General features: G+C 68.9%; 18 protein-coding genes. All 18 read left to right on the top strand.

From position 1 onward, the window contains the following. The first annotated feature begins 20 nt into the window (after positions 1 to 20). The 18 genes from ACN9M6_RS06250 to ACN9M6_RS06165 all read left to right on the top strand — a co-directional run bounded on the left by ACN9M6_RS06250 (position 21) and on the right by ACN9M6_RS06165 (position 14,349). Entirely contained in the window at positions 21 to 1,391 is a 1,371-nt protein-coding gene (locus tag ACN9M6_RS06250; RefSeq protein ID WP_419162050.1) for a phosphomannomutase/phosphoglucomutase, read from the top strand. Positions 1,392 to 1,485: 94 nt separating this feature from the next. Next, complete coding sequence (gene sucC / locus ACN9M6_RS06245; protein ID WP_419162049.1) at positions 1,486 to 2,616, top strand: ADP-forming succinate--CoA ligase subunit beta; 1,131 nt, start codon at positions 1,486 to 1,488, stop codon at positions 2,614 to 2,616. A gap of 1 nt (position 2,617) precedes the next feature. Further along, on the top strand, positions 2,618 to 3,487 hold the full coding sequence (gene sucD, locus ACN9M6_RS06240) for a succinate--CoA ligase subunit alpha (RefSeq protein ID WP_419162048.1): 870 nt from the start codon (positions 2,618 to 2,620) through the stop codon (positions 3,485 to 3,487). 19 nt (positions 3,488 to 3,506) lie between these two features. Next, positions 3,507 to 3,950 carry an HPP family protein gene (locus tag ACN9M6_RS06235; protein ID WP_419162047.1) on the top strand — a complete coding sequence of 148 codons (444 nt, stop codon included), beginning with the start codon at positions 3,507 to 3,509 and terminating at the stop codon, positions 3,948 to 3,950. A gap of 12 nt (positions 3,951 to 3,962) precedes the next feature. Next, entirely contained in the window at positions 3,963 to 4,379 is a 417-nt protein-coding gene (gene ndk, locus ACN9M6_RS06230) for a nucleoside-diphosphate kinase (RefSeq protein WP_419162267.1), read from the top strand. Next, a complete protein-coding gene (locus tag ACN9M6_RS06225) occupies positions 4,376 to 4,924 on the top strand; it encodes a YceD family protein (RefSeq protein WP_419162046.1) in 549 nt (182 codons plus the stop codon). Before ndk ends, ACN9M6_RS06225 begins: the two co-directional genes overlap by 4 nt. Positions 4,925 to 4,989: 65 nt before the next feature. Continuing rightward, positions 4,990 to 5,172, top strand: a complete 183-nt coding sequence (rpmF, locus tag ACN9M6_RS06220; protein WP_419162045.1) for a 50S ribosomal protein L32 — start codon at positions 4,990 to 4,992, stop codon at positions 5,170 to 5,172. 57 nt (positions 5,173 to 5,229) lie between these two features. Beyond that, positions 5,230 to 6,204, top strand: coding sequence for a phosphate acyltransferase PlsX (gene plsX, locus ACN9M6_RS06215; protein WP_419162044.1), 975 nt, complete (start codon positions 5,230 to 5,232; stop codon positions 6,202 to 6,204). Continuing rightward, positions 6,201 to 7,136: an ACP S-malonyltransferase gene (fabD, locus tag ACN9M6_RS06210; protein WP_419162043.1), complete on the top strand. Its 936-nt coding sequence runs from the start codon at positions 6,201 to 6,203 to the stop codon at positions 7,134 to 7,136. Before plsX ends, fabD begins: the two co-directional genes overlap by 4 nt. A 46-nt stretch (positions 7,137 to 7,182) precedes the next feature. After that, a complete protein-coding gene (gene fabG / locus ACN9M6_RS06205; protein ID WP_419162042.1) occupies positions 7,183 to 7,926 on the top strand; it encodes a 3-oxoacyl-[acyl-carrier-protein] reductase in 744 nt (247 codons plus the stop codon). Positions 7,927 to 8,086: 160 nt separating this feature from the next. Then, positions 8,087 to 8,320, top strand: coding sequence for an acyl carrier protein (locus ACN9M6_RS06200; RefSeq protein ID WP_419162041.1), 234 nt, complete (start codon positions 8,087 to 8,089; stop codon positions 8,318 to 8,320). A gap of 22 nt (positions 8,321 to 8,342) precedes the next feature. Further along, on the top strand, positions 8,343 to 9,593 hold the full coding sequence (fabF, locus tag ACN9M6_RS06195; protein ID WP_419162040.1) for a beta-ketoacyl-ACP synthase II: 1,251 nt from the start codon (positions 8,343 to 8,345) through the stop codon (positions 9,591 to 9,593). Positions 9,594 to 9,643: 50 nt separating this feature from the next. Continuing rightward, positions 9,644 to 10,048 (top strand): 5-(carboxyamino)imidazole ribonucleotide mutase, encoded by a 405-nt coding sequence (gene purE, locus ACN9M6_RS06190; RefSeq protein WP_419162039.1) that lies wholly within the window; start codon positions 9,644 to 9,646, stop codon positions 10,046 to 10,048. A 27-nt stretch (positions 10,049 to 10,075) separates the two neighbouring features. Beyond that, entirely contained in the window at positions 10,076 to 10,561 is a 486-nt protein-coding gene (ispF, locus tag ACN9M6_RS06185) for a 2-C-methyl-D-erythritol 2,4-cyclodiphosphate synthase (RefSeq protein WP_419162038.1), read from the top strand. Beyond that, on the top strand, positions 10,554 to 11,246 hold the full coding sequence (locus tag ACN9M6_RS06180) for a DedA family protein (RefSeq protein ID WP_419162037.1): 693 nt from the start codon (positions 10,554 to 10,556) through the stop codon (positions 11,244 to 11,246). Before ispF ends, ACN9M6_RS06180 begins: the two co-directional genes overlap by 8 nt. Then, positions 11,243 to 12,157, top strand: a complete 915-nt coding sequence (locus tag ACN9M6_RS06175; protein WP_419162036.1) for a site-specific tyrosine recombinase — start codon at positions 11,243 to 11,245, stop codon at positions 12,155 to 12,157. The genes ACN9M6_RS06180 and ACN9M6_RS06175 overlap by 4 nt, the downstream gene beginning before the upstream one ends. A gap of 36 nt (positions 12,158 to 12,193) precedes the next feature. Then, positions 12,194 to 12,736, top strand: a complete 543-nt coding sequence (locus tag ACN9M6_RS06170; RefSeq protein WP_419162035.1) for a nitroreductase family protein — start codon at positions 12,194 to 12,196, stop codon at positions 12,734 to 12,736. Between the two features lie 50 nt (positions 12,737 to 12,786). After that, complete coding sequence (locus tag ACN9M6_RS06165) at positions 12,787 to 14,349, top strand: hypothetical protein (protein WP_419162034.1); 1,563 nt, start codon at positions 12,787 to 12,789, stop codon at positions 14,347 to 14,349. Positions 14,350 to 14,394: the final 45 nt, after the last annotated feature.

Below are 14,394 nucleotides of genomic sequence, written 5' to 3'. Positions count from 1 at the left end.
ATTCACCCCTGATCGGTCTCATGCATATTCCGCCCCACATATTCCGCGAGTACGACATCCGCGGCATTGTCGGCGACGACCTGACCGAAGCGGCGACCGAGCTGGTCGGGCGTGCCTTCGGGACGGAGCTTGCCGGCCGCGCCTCGCCTGGGGTGGTCGTCGGGCACGACAATCGCCCGTCCTCCCCGGACCTCGCGGCCGCCCTGTGCCGGGGGCTCTGCTCGGCGGGTGTCGACGTGACCACGGTTGGAACCGTACCGACTCCGGCGCTCTATTTCGCGGCCATCGAGTTCGGTACGGATGCGGGGATTCAGATCACCGGTTCCCATAATCCACCCGAATACAACGGAATCAAAATGGTCCGGGACGGCGGGGCTCTCTACGGAGATTCGATCCGTGCGCTGCGGACTCGGATCGACGCCGGAGACTTCGCCTCCGGATCCCGCGGAGAGGTCGCCGAGAAGGACATCCTCGACCGCTACGTGGAGGAAATCGCGACGCGCGGGCGAGTCGAGGGCGACGTTCGCATGGTGCTCGACTGCGGAAACGGGGCCGGGAGCGTGGTGGCCGTGCGGGCGCTGACCGCCGCCGGCATCGATGTGGACGGCCTCTACTGCGAGTCGGACGGGACCTTCCCCAATCACCATCCGGACCCCACCGTGGACGAGTACGTACAGGACCTGATTACGAGGGTCCGGGCGACGGGGGCTGATCTCGGAGTGGGACTCGACGGAGACGCGGATCGGATCGGCGCCGTGACCGAAGAGGGGACGATCATCCGGGGCGACCACCTGCTGCTGCTGTTCGCGCGCGAGGTGCTGGCCGAGCGGCCGGGGGCCGAGGTTGTGTTCGACGTGAAGTGCTCCCAGGCGCTGCCGCAGGTGATCCGGGCCGATGGCGGAATCCCGGTGATGTGGAAGACCGGCCACTCGCTCATCAAGGAGCGGATGCGAGCCGGAGGGTCGCCCGTGGCTGGGGAGATGAGCGGACATATCTGCTTTGCCGACAGGTTTTTCGGGACGGACGATGCAATCTACGCGGCCGCGCGATTGGCGGGTCTCGTGGCGCGGTCCGGCCGGCCCCTGTCGGAGTTGGCCGCGGAGATTCCGAGTTACCCGGCCACGCCTGAACTGCGGCTCGAGTGCCCGGAAGACCGCAAGTTCGCGGTCGTAGCGGAGGCGGTGCGCTTCTTCAGGGAGCGCCACGAAGTCATCGATATCGACGGCGCCCGCGTGCTGCTCGACGGGGGCTGGCTGTTGATCCGGGCGAGCAACACGCAGCCGGTGATCGTGGCCCGCATCGAGGCCGACACGGAGGAACGTATGCGGGAGATCGCTGCTGTGGCGAGGTCTTTCCTCGCCGACCAGGGGGTCGCGTTGCCGACCGTGTGATGGAGTCGCGGACCGGCGGTGGCCGCCTCGCCCGCGGGGCGCGAGATTCGGGTTCAACCCTCACAAACGAGCAAGAGAGTACGACGACGATCCGATGAACATACACGAATTCCAGGCACGGAAGATCTTCGCCCGATACGGTATCCCCGTCCCCGAGTCCGAGGTCGCGACGACGGCAGAGGAGGCGGCGCAGGCCGCCGAGCGCTTCGGTGGGAGGGTCGTGGTGAAGGCTCAGATCCACGCAGGGGGACGCGGCAAGGCGGGCGGCGTGAAACTGGCCGCGACTCCGGCCGAAGCCCGTACAAATGCCGAAGCGATTCTCGGCATGGAGATCAAGGGCATCGAGGTGCGGCAGGTCCTCGTCGCCCCGGCGGAGGACATCGCGTCGGAGGCGTATGTGGGGATCGTGCTCGACCGCGCCCGCCAGGCCGACACGATCATGGTTTCGTCGGAGGGCGGCGTCGACATCGAGGAGGTCGCCGCGACGATGCCGGAGGCGATTCGCAAGGTGGCCGTCGACCCCCGTTACGGCCTGCTCAACCATCAGGCGGCGCTCCTGGGCCACCACCTCTACGACGATCCGCGGGCGGCCCGTCAGGCCGCGTCGATCCTCTCGAAGCTGTACGGGGCCTACCGGGCGAGCGGGGCCACGCTGGCGGAGATCAATCCGATGATCCTGACTCCGGAGGGGGAGGTGAAGGCGATCGACGCCAAGATGAACATCGATGACAACGCCCTCTTCCGGCTGCCCGGGATCGCGGCCCTGCGCGACACGGGGGCGGAGAACCCGGCGGAGGTCAGAGCGCGCGAAGCCCAGCTCTCCTATATCCAGCTGGACGGCAATGTCGGCTGCTGCGTCAACGGCGCCGGCCTGGCCATGGCCACGATGGATCTGGTCAAATACTACGGAGGGGAGCCCGCGAATTTCCTCGACATCGGCGGTTCCTCGAACCCCGACAAGGTGGTGACGGCGCTCGAACTCATCACCGAGGATTCCAACGTGAATTCAATCCTGTTCAACATTTTCGGGGGAATCACGCGCTGCGATGACGTTGCCAACGGGATCGTGGAGGCGACGAGCCGCATGGAGCTGCGGGTCCCGATCACCATCCGCCTCACCGGGACGAACGAGGAGGAAGGCGTGGCGATCCTCGACGCGCACGGATTCGAAGCCATGGTGGACATGGACAGGGCGGTGGAGACAGCCGTCCGGCGGGGGCGCTGATATGGCGATCTTCATCGGGGAGGAGACGAGGCTCGTGGTCCAGGGGATCACGGGTCGCGATGGCTCGTTCCACGCCCGGCAGATGATGGAATACGGCACCCGCGTCGTGGCCGGCGTGACGCCGGGCAAGGGCGGGCAGACGTTCGAGGACACGATACCCGTGTTCGACACCGTGGAGCGGGCGGTGGCCGAAGCCGGCGCCGACACGAGCGTGATCTATGTGCCCGCGCGTTTCGCGGCCGACGCGGTATTCGAGGCCGCGGACGCGGGAATCTCGCTTATCGTGTGCATTACCGAGGGCGTGCCCGTGGGGGACATGCTGCGCGTATTACCTTATGTACGGGAGAAGGGAGCACGCCTCATCGGCCCCAACTGCCCCGGCCTCATCGTGCCGGGCCGGTGCAAGGTGGGGATCCTTCCCGGTCAGATCGTGCGCGAGGGACCGGTGGGCATCGTGAGTCGCTCCGGCACCCTCACGTACGAGGTGATCTTCCAGCTCACACGGGCGGAGATCGGCCAGTCCGCCTGCGTCGGGATCGGGGGTGACCCCCTCATCGGCACCGATTTCGTCGACTGCCTCGCGGCGTTCGAGAGCGACCCCGAGACGGAAGCGGTCGCCATGATCGGAGAGATCGGCGGGACGGATGAACAGGTGGCCGCCGAGTTCGTGGCGCGAGAGATGAGCAAGCCGGTCGTCGGGTTCATCGCGGGCCAGACCGCCCCGCCCGGTCGGCGCATGGGGCACGCGGGGGCCATCATCTCCGGTTCCGAGGGGACGGCCGAGGAGAAGATCCGTGCGTTCGAGCGGAGCGGGATCGGCGTGGCGCGGAGGCCGGCGGACCTGGTCGGCCTGATACGGGATCGCATGTAACCGGCAAAGGAGGCGGGCAATGAAGGTACGCGAGATCATGACCCGCAAGGTGACGACCGCCGGCCCCTCGATGGCGCTCAGAGAGGCGGCCGACGTGCTGGTCCGTCGGAGACTGCGGGCGGTCCCGGTCATCGACGAGGAAGGTCACGTGCTGGGCATGCTCACGGACGGCCAGCTCATGACGCATTTCCTCCCCGCGCTGGAAGAGCCGGGGGGAGGAAGCGCGGTGCTGGGGGCCGTCACGGGCAACGTGCGCGACATCATGGAACGGACCGTGATGTGCGTGAACGAGGACGAACCCCTGGCCAACGTCGTGCGGCTGATGCTGGACAAGGAGATCGAACGTCTGCCGGTCGTGCGCGAGGGTCAGCTGGTCGGGTTCCTCACGCGTGGCGACATTATCCGGCTGCTGCTGCGCCGGGACATGGACGAAGCGACACAGGACAACAAGACGGAGGATTGAGGCTTGCAGACGATGACGCTGGCGATCATCAAGCCGGATGCGTTCGGCGCGGGAAAGGCCGGCAGAGTACTCGGCGCGCTGGAAGACGCCGGGTTCCGGATCCGCGGCTCGAGGGTGCTTCGACTCGGCCAGACCGGCGCCGAGGCATTCTACGCCGTGCACCGCGAACGCCCGTTCTACGGGTCGCTGGTGGAGTTCATGACTTCGGGGCCCTGCATGGCGCTCGCCCTCGAACACGAGCGCGCGGTGCCGCACCTGCGCGAGGTGATCGGGGCGACGGACCCGGCGGAAGCCGCGGCGGGCACGGTCCGCGCTCTGTATGCGGAGAGCAAGGAGCGGAACGCGATTCACGGCTCGGACTCCGATGAGAACGCGAGGCGGGAACTCGGCTTCTTTTTTGGAGAGGTCGATCTCATCGAGAGCGGGTGAGTCCGCGCCCCGACCCGCCGGCCGCGACCGACGCGACCCGGATCGGGTTCGCGGGGCTCGCCGCCGGTCCGATCGAGCGCACGCTTCGCCTCGAGGCGCCTGCTGAGCAGCTGGGTGACCTGCCGCTCCCGTTCGAGCGCCTCGACCTCGAAATCGAGATTCGCCGAATGGGGGAGAGGGCCGGATCGAAGGGCGTCCGCGCCCGCGGAACTCTCAAGGCGCGGGCCCGGGTCGAGTGCCGGCGCTGTCTCGATCCGGTCCAGCTGATCGTGACGGCGAAGTGGGACGCGCTGTTCCGCTCGCCTGCGCGGATCGCACCAGGGGAAGAGGGCGTCTGGGCTCTGGATCCGGAGGCGGGCGAACTGGATCTTGCGGGCCCGGTTCGAGAGGAACTCTGGGTGCGCGCACCCAGGTATGTGGAGTGCGCAGCCGACTGCCGGGGTCTGTGCCCGACGTGCGGCACGCGGCTTGCCGACGAGGGGTGCGGTTGCCCGCCGCCGGGGCCGGATCCCCGATGGGCCGCGCTGGGTGGCCTCCAAGGTTGACATTCGAAGGAAGACATCGCCAGTTATCGTGTTCCGCCCGATCCGCAGAGGAGTGAGTTGACGATATGGCCGTCCCCAAGAGACGCACGTCGAAGCAGCGCAAGCGCAAGCGGCGTACGCACTACAACGCGCACGACAGCGCGCGCCAGGCGTGCCCCAATTGCGGTGATCCAAAGCGACCGCACAGGGTCTGTCCGACCTGCGGCCACTACGCGGACCGCGAGGTTGTCCAGACCGAAGACTTTTGACGTTCGCGCGCACGGTCGCCGCCTCACGGCGACCGGGACCCGCCAGTTAATCCAGGCATGATACGCGTAGCCCTTGACCTCCTGGGGGGCGACGCCGCGCCGGAAGCCGCCATGGCCGGCGCGCGGCGAGCCCTCGAAGCGTGGCCGGATGACATCGCCCTTTTGCTCGTGGGGCCGGGTCGCGTCGCGGAAGCGGAGCTGGAACGGTTCCCCCGCGACCGCGTCACGTGGCTCGCGGCGGAAGAGCGCATCGATCCCGCCGAGCCGCCCGCGCTGGCGGTACGCCGGAAGCCGGACAGCACCGTGGTCCGCGGGCTCGAGGCGGTCCGCGATGGGCGCGCGGACGCTTTCGTGTCGGCGGGCTCCACGGGGGCGACGGTCGTGGCCTCGGTGCTCACGCTGGGCCTGCTCCCCGGTGTCGACCGGCCGCCGGTCGGCGCCCTCTTCCCGACGGCCTCGGGTCGCGTACTCGTTCTCGACGTGGGGGCGAACGTCGACGCCCGCCCGGACCAGTTACATCAGTTCGCCCATCTCGGGTCGATCTACTTCCGGCACGCGCTCTCGATGGATCGCCCGCGGGTCGGACTCCTCAACATGGGCCAGGAGGAGGAGCGGGGAGGGGGCGTGGTCACGACGGCACATGGACTGATGTCCGCCGACCCCGGCCTCGAGTTCGTCGGAAATGTGGAGGGACACCACATCGTGACCGGATCTTGCGACGTCCTCGTGTGCAGCGGGTTCGTCGGCAATGTCCTCCTCAAGTTCTACGAGTCGATCGCCGAATTCGTCCTCCAGGTATTTCGGGAGGCGGGGGTCGGCGAGGGAGGACAGCTCGACGAAGCGCTGCGTTTCCTCGACTACGCCGAGTACGGGGGCGCGCCGCTGCTCGGCGTGGACGGGGTGACGGTGATCTGTCACGGTGCCTCGCCCGCCCGCGCGATCATGAACGGGATTCGCATGGCGGCGGACGGCGCCGCGTCGGGACTTGCCGCGGGCGTTCGGGCGGCATTGCCGCGAGAGGGTGGGGCGTGAGCCGCGTCGCCCTCCTTTTTCCGGGCCAGGGCTCGCAGTACGTGGGTATGGGACGGGACCTGGCGGAAGACGATTCGTCCATCCGGGAGCTCTACGAGCGGGCCGACGACGCGCTCGGCATGCCGCTGAGCCGTCTCTGCTGGGAGGGACCCGAGGACCAGTTGCGAGCCACAGAAAACGCGCAGCCCGCCATCATGCTGCACTCCTGCGCCGTCTGGCGGCTCATCGCCGGGCGTGCCGGCCGGGTCGAGGTCGGGGCGGGGCATTCGCTCGGCGAACTGTCCGCTTATCTCGTCTCGGGCGCGTTCGGATTCGAGGATGGCCTCAGGATCGTGCGCCGGCGCGGCGAGTTGATGGGGGCCTCGGGGGCTGCCCGGCCGGGCACGATGGCCGCCGTGCTCGGGCTCGACGCCGAGGCCGTGACGCAGATCTGCGAGCGTGCCGGGGGCGAGGGGCGTGTCGTCGTGCCGGCCAACTTGAACGCACCCGGTCAGGTCGTCATCAGCGGGGATGTGGAGGCCGTTGCGGCCGCCGGTGACCTCGCGACGGAGGCCGGCGCGCGCCGGGTGCTGCCCTTGAACGTGAGCGGCGCCTTCCACTCGCCCCTCATGGCGGCGGCGGCGGAAGGGCTGGAGGTTGTGCTCGAAGCCGCAAGCTGGGCGGAACCGTCGTTCCCCGTAGTCTCGAACGCGACCGCGGCCTCCGTGACGGATGCCGGCACCGCCCGCCGCACGCTGATCATGCAGTTGACGTCCCCGGTGCGGTGGGCGGAGGGTATCGAGCGTATCCGTGAGACGGGGGTGTCGCGCTGGCTCGAGGTGGGGCCCGGGAACGTGCTCTCCGGACTCGCCCGCCGGGTCGATCGCAGCCTGCGCGTGACCCCGGTCGGCGATTCACGGTCCGTGGATGCATACCTCGGGTCCGCGGACTGAGGGGTCCCGGGGACGCCAGCAGCCACAGGAGTCGGAAGGGAATCGAATGAGCGAATTGACGGGCGAAGTCGCGATCGTAACGGGCGCGACGCGGGGCATCGGTCACGCGATCGCAGCGGAACTGGCCGAGGCGGGGTCCCGGGTCGCCGTGGTCGGCACCGGCGCCGAGCGGGCCGAAGCCGTGGCGGCGGAGCTGCCGGGTTCCGGACACGCGGGCTTCGGTTGCGATGTATCGGACTCCGCGGCATGCCGGGATCTCGTGAAGGCGGTCTCGCAGCAGCTGGGTGACGCCACGATCCTTGTGAACAACGCCGGGATCGCACGGGACAATATCATCCTCCGCCTGAAGGACGAGGACTGGCAGTCGGTCCTCGACACGAATCTCTCTGGAGCGTTTTACCTCGTGCGCGCCGTCGCCCGCGGCATGATGAAGCGGCGGGCCGGGAACATCGTGAACATCTCGAGCGTCGTGGGCTTGACGGGCAACCGGGGCCAGTCCAACTATGCGGCGGCCAAGGCCGCGCTGATCTCGCTCACCCGCAGCATCGCCCAGGAGCTGGCGAGTCGCGGCGTCCGGGCCAACGCCGTCGCGCCGGGGTTCATCGAGACCGACATGACCTCGGGGCTACCCGAAAGTGTTCGCGAGACCATGTCGGCGAGGATTCCCCTCGGCCGGCCGGGATCGCCGGAAGATGTCGCCACGGTCGTCCGCTTTCTGGTGGGTCCCGGGGCTTCGTACGTCACGGGACAGGTCATAGTGGTCGACGGCGGAATGGTGATGCAGCCCTAGCAGCCGTCCGTGGCGAGCCTCCGCCGTCGCACCGAGGGCGGCGAGGTACTTGGCTGGCAAGGCACGGGGAGCGAGAATAGCAGCGCTATTCATGCTGGACGATTCAACGGACACGCACGGGGGCCGCGGGCCGGCCCCCTTATTACAAGGAGAGCACGCAATGTGGGACACCGCTGCACGAGTGCGTGAGATCATCGCGCAGGAACTCGGCGTGGAGCAGGAGAAGGTGGTTGACGACGCCAATTTCGTCGACGACCTCGGCGCCGACTCGCTCGATACCGTCGAACTCGTGATGGCCTTTGAAGAGGAATTCGGGATCGAGATTCCGGACGAGGATGCGGAAACGATGCAGACCGTCGGGGAGGCGATCCAATACCTGAATTCGAAGGGGTAACGCCCCGCTTGCCGTCGCACCCATGAAAAGGCGTGTTGTGATCACCGGGGTGGGGATGGTCACGGCGATCGGGCTCGATCCTGCCAGGACCTGGGACGCGCTGCTTCGCGGGGTCAGCGGGGCAGGGCCGATCACCCTGTTCGACGCTGCCGACCAGTCGGTTCGTTTCGCGTGCGAGGTCAACGACTTCGATCCGTCAAGGTACATGGGCCGGAAGGAAGCCCGACGGTCGGACCGCTTTCTCCAGTTCGCCGTGGCGGCGGCCGACCAGGCCATGACGGAGGCGGGCTTCGCGGACGGGTTCGGTGACCTGCCGTCCGACCGGGCGGGCGTGCTCATCGGCGTCGGCATCGGTGGACTTCCGCTCCTCGAGGCCCAGCACAAGAAGCTGCTCGAGGGTGGGCCGAGACGCGTCTCCCCCTTCTTCATCCCCATGTTCATCCCCGACATGGCCGCGGGGATGGTGTCGATGCGGTATGGGGCGCAGGGTCCCAACTACGCGACAGTTTCGGCCTGCGCTTCCAGCGGACATTCGGTCGGACTCGCCTTCCGCTCGATCAGGAACGGAGAGGCCGATGTCATGATCACCGGGGGCAGCGAGTCCACGATCACGCCGCTCACTGTCGCCGGGTTCGCGTCCATGAAGGCGATGTCGACGCGAAACGACGACCCGGAGCACGCTTCCCGCCCGTTCGACGCCCACCGCGATGGTTTCGTGCTCGGCGAAGGGGCGGGGATGTTCATCCTCGAGGGACTGGACTTCGCGCAGGCGCGCGGCGCGGAGATCCTGGGGGAGATCGCCGGTTTCGGGCAGAGCGCGGATGCGTACCACATGACGGCGCCGGCGCCGGATGGCTCGGGCGCGTGCCTGGCCATGCGGCAGGCTCTCGACGATGCCGGGCTCGAGCCATCGGAGATCGGGTACATCAATGCACACGGGACCTCGACCCCCGCCAACGACGCGTCCGAGACGAAGGCGATAAAGGACGTGTTGGGCGACCATGCGTATTCCATCGTGGTGGGTTCGACGAAGTCGATGACGGGGCACACGCTGGGGGCGGCGGGTGCGATCGAGGGCGCGATTTCCGCGCTCGTTTGCCGGACGGGCGTCATCCCCCCGACGATCAACTTCGAGGAGGCCGATCCCGCGTGCGATCTCGAGTACGCGCATGGCGGCGTGATCGAGCGCCCGGTCGAGGCTGCCCTGTCCAACTCCTTCGGTTTCGGTGGCCACAACGTGTGCCTGGCGATCCGTCGCTGGGCTGGCGAGTAGACGCCCTTCGCGGCGGGTCGGTCGCTGGGGCGCGCAGCCTGGAGAATGTGATGAGTTCCGTGCTGGTGATGATGGGGTCCGAGTCGGACCGGCCGACGATGGAAAAGGGTGTGTCGATCCTGCGTGAACAGGGGATCGAGGTGCAGGTCGAGGTGAGCTCGGCCCACCGGCAGCCCGAGCGGACCGCGTCTCTCGCCGCGGGCGCCGAGGCCGCCGGCCACTCCGTTGTGATCTGCGGAGCGGGACTGTCGGCCGCGCTGCCCGGCGTGGTCGCCGCTCACACCTCGCTTCCGGTGATCGGCGTCCCCGTTTCCGCCGGAACGCTCGGAGGGCTCGACGCACTGCTCTCCTGCGCGCAGATGCCGCCCGGTGTCCCGGTTGCCGCCGTCGGCATCGACAACGCGAAGAACGCGGCCCACCTCGCCCTCCGCATCCTCGGCGTGGCGCGGGGCTGAGCGGCGCCCGGGCGGATCGGTCGTCTCGTGCGAGCCGGCGTAGGGTACGATTCCCACCGCTTCGACGAGACGCGGCCGCTCGTGCTGGGGGGCGTCACCATCCCGAACACCCCCGGCCTGAAGGGTCATTCCGATGGGGACGCCGTCGCACACGCGGTGACGGATGCCGTCCTCGGCGCCGTCGGCCTCGGCGATATCGGCGCCATGTTCCCGGACACGGATCCGGCGCACGAAGGCGCGGATTCGATCGGCCTGCTCGCCGCGGCGGTGCGGCGGTTGCGGGACGATGGGTTCCACGTGGGGAACGTCGACGTCACCATCGTCACCGAGCGCCCCCGCATCGCGCCGCACGCGGCTGCGATGCGCGAGCGGCTGGCGGAAGCCCTTCAGGTCCCCGCGAGCGCAGTATCGATCAAGGGCAAGTCGAACGAAGGGTTGGGCTGGATCGGGAGAGGCGAGGGACTGGCCGCGATCGCCGTTGCGGCAGTGGCCGGAGCGGCGGACGGTGCCTGAGGTCCCCGGCGTTCAACCTCTCCTCGATTTCCTGCTTGCCCTGCCGGATGCGGCCGCCTACGCGCTGATCGCCGTCGGCTCCGCCGTCGAGAACATCTTCCCGCCGGTTCCGTCGGATACGTTCGTCGTACTCGGCGCCGTGCTCGTGGACCGGGGCTCGCTGGAGCCGGTCGCCGTGCTCCTCAGCGCGTGGGTCGCGAACACCGGCGGCGCCATGCTCGTGTTCGGGCTCGCGCGGCGGCACGGACCAGCGGTGTTCAGGTCGCGCTGGGGGCGACGCGTCCTGCGGCCGCATCAGCTGCGGCGGATGGCCCGCTTCTACGAGCGTCACGGCCTGTGGGCGATCTTCTTCGCCCGCTTTCTTCCGGTGTTGCGGGTGATCGTCCCGACTTTCGCGGGCTTCACCGGACTGGGTGCGGTTCGCGCCCTGATCCCGATCGTCGTGGCATCGTTCCTCTGGAACGCGCTCATGCTCTCGGGGGGCATCCTCGCCTCGCGCAACGTGCACCGGATCTTCGAACTCCTGAGCCGGGTCAACGCGTGGCTCCTGGTCGTGGCCGCCGCCGTCCTCGGCCTGCTCGTCGGCTGGTGGGTTCGGAGCCGTCGCGACGACCGGGAGGAGCCGCCGGCCGCTGATCCCGACGCCGCAGGTTCGGAGAGCGGCCCGCCCCGCGACACGACGTGACCGATCCGGGCCCCGATGTCGAGCGAGCATTTCATCTCGAGCCGTTCCGCGACCATCTGGGCTTCGAACGCGGCCTCTCTCCGCGCACCATCGATGGGTATCTGCGCGAAGCGCGTCGTTTCGCGGCGTTCGCCGTCTCGGAGGGAGCCGCCTCGCCGGGACAGGTGACGTACCAACTGCTGCGGGACCACACCGCGCGTCTGGCCGAGGAGGGCAGGGCGGCCTCCACCGTCGCCCGGTGCGTGTACGCGCTGCGGGGCTACTTCCGCTTCCTCGTCGTGGAGGGCGTCCTCGAGGCCGACCCCAGTGAGCGCCTCGAGGCACCCCGCGCGGGGCGCCCGCTTCCCGACGTGCTCTCGGTCCCCGAGATCGAGGCGCTCATCGGGGCCGTCCGGCCGGACGACTGGGCCGCCCCGCGCGACGAGGGCATCCTCGAGTTGCTCTACGGCTGCGGGCTCCGGGTCTCGGAACTCCTGGCGCTGCAAGGCCGCGATCTCGACCTGCGGGAGGGGCTGGTCCGGGTGCGGGGCAAGGGCGGAAAGGAGAGGCTGGTCCCCGTCGGCGCGGCTGCGCGCTCGGCGGTGGGCCGATACCTTCGTGAGTCTCGGCCCACACTCGACCGGGGACGCTCGCAGGGGCGCGTGTTCCTCAATGCACGGGGTGGCCCGCTGAGCCGGATGGGCGTCTGGAAGATCCTCCGCCGCCATGTCCAGCGTGCCGGGATTCTGAAGCGCGTGACGCCCCATACGCTGCGCCACAGTTTTGCGACGCACCTGCTCGAGGGAGGCGCCGACCTCGCGTCCGTCCAGGAGATGCTCGGACATGCAGACATCTCGACGACCGAGATCTACACGCACGTCGACCGGTCGCACCTGCGTCAGGTGCACCGGAGTCACCATCCCCGTGGCTGATCGGCTTCCCGGTCGACGACCGCCGGGCGACCGCCAATGCGCCTGACCCGGCTCCTGCACCTGGCGCGTAATCGACGCCCGGTCCGGCGCTTCCGTGACCGGCTGGTCGAACCCGACATGCTCGAGGCTGTGCTCGAGGCCGCGCGCTATGCGCCGTCCGCCCACGAGGGCCAGCCGTGGCGCTTCGTCGTTGTGCAGGAGGCGCTCACGCGACACACGCTCGCGGCCGCCGCCTTCAACCATCCCCACGTGAGAACGGCTCCGGTCGTCATCGTGTGCTGTGCGCGGATCCACTCCCACGTGAGCGGCACGGGCAGGCCCAGTTTCGCGGGAGATCTCGCGGCAGCAGCGCAGACGATGGTGCTGACGGCGGCTGATCTCGGTCTCGATTCGAGCTGGATCTACGGTTTCAGGGAGTCCGGCGTGCGGTCCGCGATCGGGGTCCCGGGTCATGTGCCGGTCGTGGCGCTCCTCTGCCTGGGCTATCACGATGGCCTGTCCGACCTGCCCGAGCGGCGCGCGCGGGAAGAGGTCATCGGTTGGGACCGCTGGGGCGCCAACCGGAAGACCGCGCCGTGATGCGCCACAGGTCCCGGCGTTCTCCGAGGCCAACCCGGTCCTGGCGACTGGTGGCGGTCGGACTCCCGGTGGTGCTGGCAGCCGTGCTGCCGGGCGAAGCGCAGAGCCAGCAGCAGGTGCGGCTCGCCGGCGAGCCGCGTTCGGACGCGCAGCAGGCGCTCCGGGACTTCCTCGAGACGGAACTCTACACCCTGTGGGTGCGCGACACTGTGCTCGCGGCGAGCGACACCGTGCCCGGGCCCGTCCTCCTGCTCGAGGGCAGCGCCCGGATCGCGGGTCGGATCGAGGGTGACATCTACGTGGTCGATGGCGATCTCTTCCTCCGCACCGGTGGGTCGGTGTCGGGGGACGTCCTCGTGCTCGGGGGAGGGTTCTACGATTCCAGCCTGGCCGAGGTGGGAGGCTCCATCACCTATCGTCCCAACGAGCCGCTACGCGTACGGCCCACGAATGGCGGCTTCGAGATCATCTCGGAAGTCGAGCCTGAACCCCCCTTCGAACTCGACGGCACCTGGGGTGTGCGTCTGCCCACCTACGACCGGGTGAACGGCCTGTCCGTCCCGGTGGGTGCGCTGGCCCGCGTGTCGGATGCCCCCGGCCGTCCCGAACTTGCGGCGGGCGCGACGTGGATCCCCGCTCGAGGGGACGTGGACTTTCGTTTGCACAATTCGTGGCACCTGGGCGAGCGGGTCCGCCTGGGCCTGTTCGCGACCAGCGCTGTGGTCAGCAACGAAGCGTGGATCCGCCCGACGTGGTACAACAGCCTGGCGCATTTCGTCGCGGGCGATGACAGCCGGAACCACTACGACTCCAGGCAGCTCGGCGTCGAACTGGAATGGACCTCCCCGGAACCGGCCGTCTGGGAGGACACTCCGAACTGGCGGCTGATCCTCTCGGGCGGGCGCGAACGGGCCGAGTCGCTCGCGGCGCGGGACGTGACCATCCTCTTCGGAGGCGGGGCGGACGATGAGCATCGAGTGCACCCGAATCGCCTGATCTTTGACGGGAGTCTCTGGTTCGCCCGCGCCGGGTTTGAATGGTCGGTGTATGGCCGCAATGGCCGCGCGGAGTTCGGGGTGGGTGTCGAGGCGGGATTCGAGGACGAGTTCGAGGTGGACCGTACCTTCGTTGACTCCTACGATTTCCTGCTCGTGGAAGGGCGCGTGTCGGTTCGCCGCGTGACGGCGTGGGGACATGCGGTCGATGCGTTCGCGATCGGGAGAACGGATGTGGTTGGCCACCTTCCGCCGCAGCGCTACTCGACGATCGGCGGCCTGGGGACGCTCCCGACCATGCGGCTTCGCGGCCTGAGGGGGGCACGCATGGTGTACGGGGAAGCCGCCTACGCCGTACCCATTCTCGGCGACGCGGCGCTCGGCGGACTGGACGTCTTCGCGCGCGCCAGCGCGGGGGGTGTCGGTGGGCCCGGAGAGGATTTCGACATGAACACGTCGGTCCAGGGCGGCCTGGCCATCCGGTTGTGGGACTTCCGGCTGGAGTTCGGAGCCGCGGCGGGCTCCACCGCGGAGCCCGATGCGCCCGGTGTCATCGGGTTTATCGACGTCCGAACCCGCAGGTCCGCGCGACCCACGGGGATGCCGCCGCCGCGCTGATCTTGACGCTCCGATTTTGACAACCCTGGAGCGCGCGCCTAGCTT

The sequence above is a fragment of the Candidatus Palauibacter sp. genome (assembly GCF_965197445.1).
Classification (GTDB): Bacteria; Gemmatimonadota; Gemmatimonadetes; order Palauibacterales; family Palauibacteraceae; genus Palauibacter.
This window is presented reverse-complemented; position numbering and strand designations above follow the sequence as displayed.

Bases quoted from the DNA above. Each gene is read 5' to 3' on its own strand.
- ACN9M6_RS06250 (WP_419162050.1), top strand. From the start codon at position 21: ATGCATATTCCGCCCCACATATTCCGCGAGTACGACATCCGCGGCATT.
- sucC (WP_419162049.1), top strand. From the start codon at position 1,486: ATGAACATACACGAATTCCAGGCACGGAAGATCTTCGCCCGATACGGT.
- sucD (WP_419162048.1), top strand. From the start codon at position 2,618: ATGGCGATCTTCATCGGGGAGGAGACGAGGCTCGTGGTCCAGGGGATC.
- ACN9M6_RS06235 (WP_419162047.1), top strand. From the start codon at position 3,507: ATGAAGGTACGCGAGATCATGACCCGCAAGGTGACGACCGCCGGCCCC.
- ndk (WP_419162267.1), top strand. From the start codon at position 3,963: ATGACGCTGGCGATCATCAAGCCGGATGCGTTCGGCGCGGGAAAGGCC.
- rpmF (WP_419162045.1), top strand. From the start codon at position 4,990: ATGGCCGTCCCCAAGAGACGCACGTCGAAGCAGCGCAAGCGCAAGCGG.
- plsX (WP_419162044.1), top strand. From the start codon at position 5,230: ATGATACGCGTAGCCCTTGACCTCCTGGGGGGCGACGCCGCGCCGGAA.
- fabG (WP_419162042.1), top strand. From the start codon at position 7,183: ATGAGCGAATTGACGGGCGAAGTCGCGATCGTAACGGGCGCGACGCGG.
- ACN9M6_RS06200 (WP_419162041.1), top strand. From the start codon at position 8,087: ATGTGGGACACCGCTGCACGAGTGCGTGAGATCATCGCGCAGGAACTC.
- fabF (WP_419162040.1), top strand. From the start codon at position 8,343: ATGAAAAGGCGTGTTGTGATCACCGGGGTGGGGATGGTCACGGCGATC.
- purE (WP_419162039.1), top strand. From the start codon at position 9,644: ATGAGTTCCGTGCTGGTGATGATGGGGTCCGAGTCGGACCGGCCGACG.
- ACN9M6_RS06170 (WP_419162035.1), top strand. From the start codon at position 12,194: ATGCGCCTGACCCGGCTCCTGCACCTGGCGCGTAATCGACGCCCGGTC.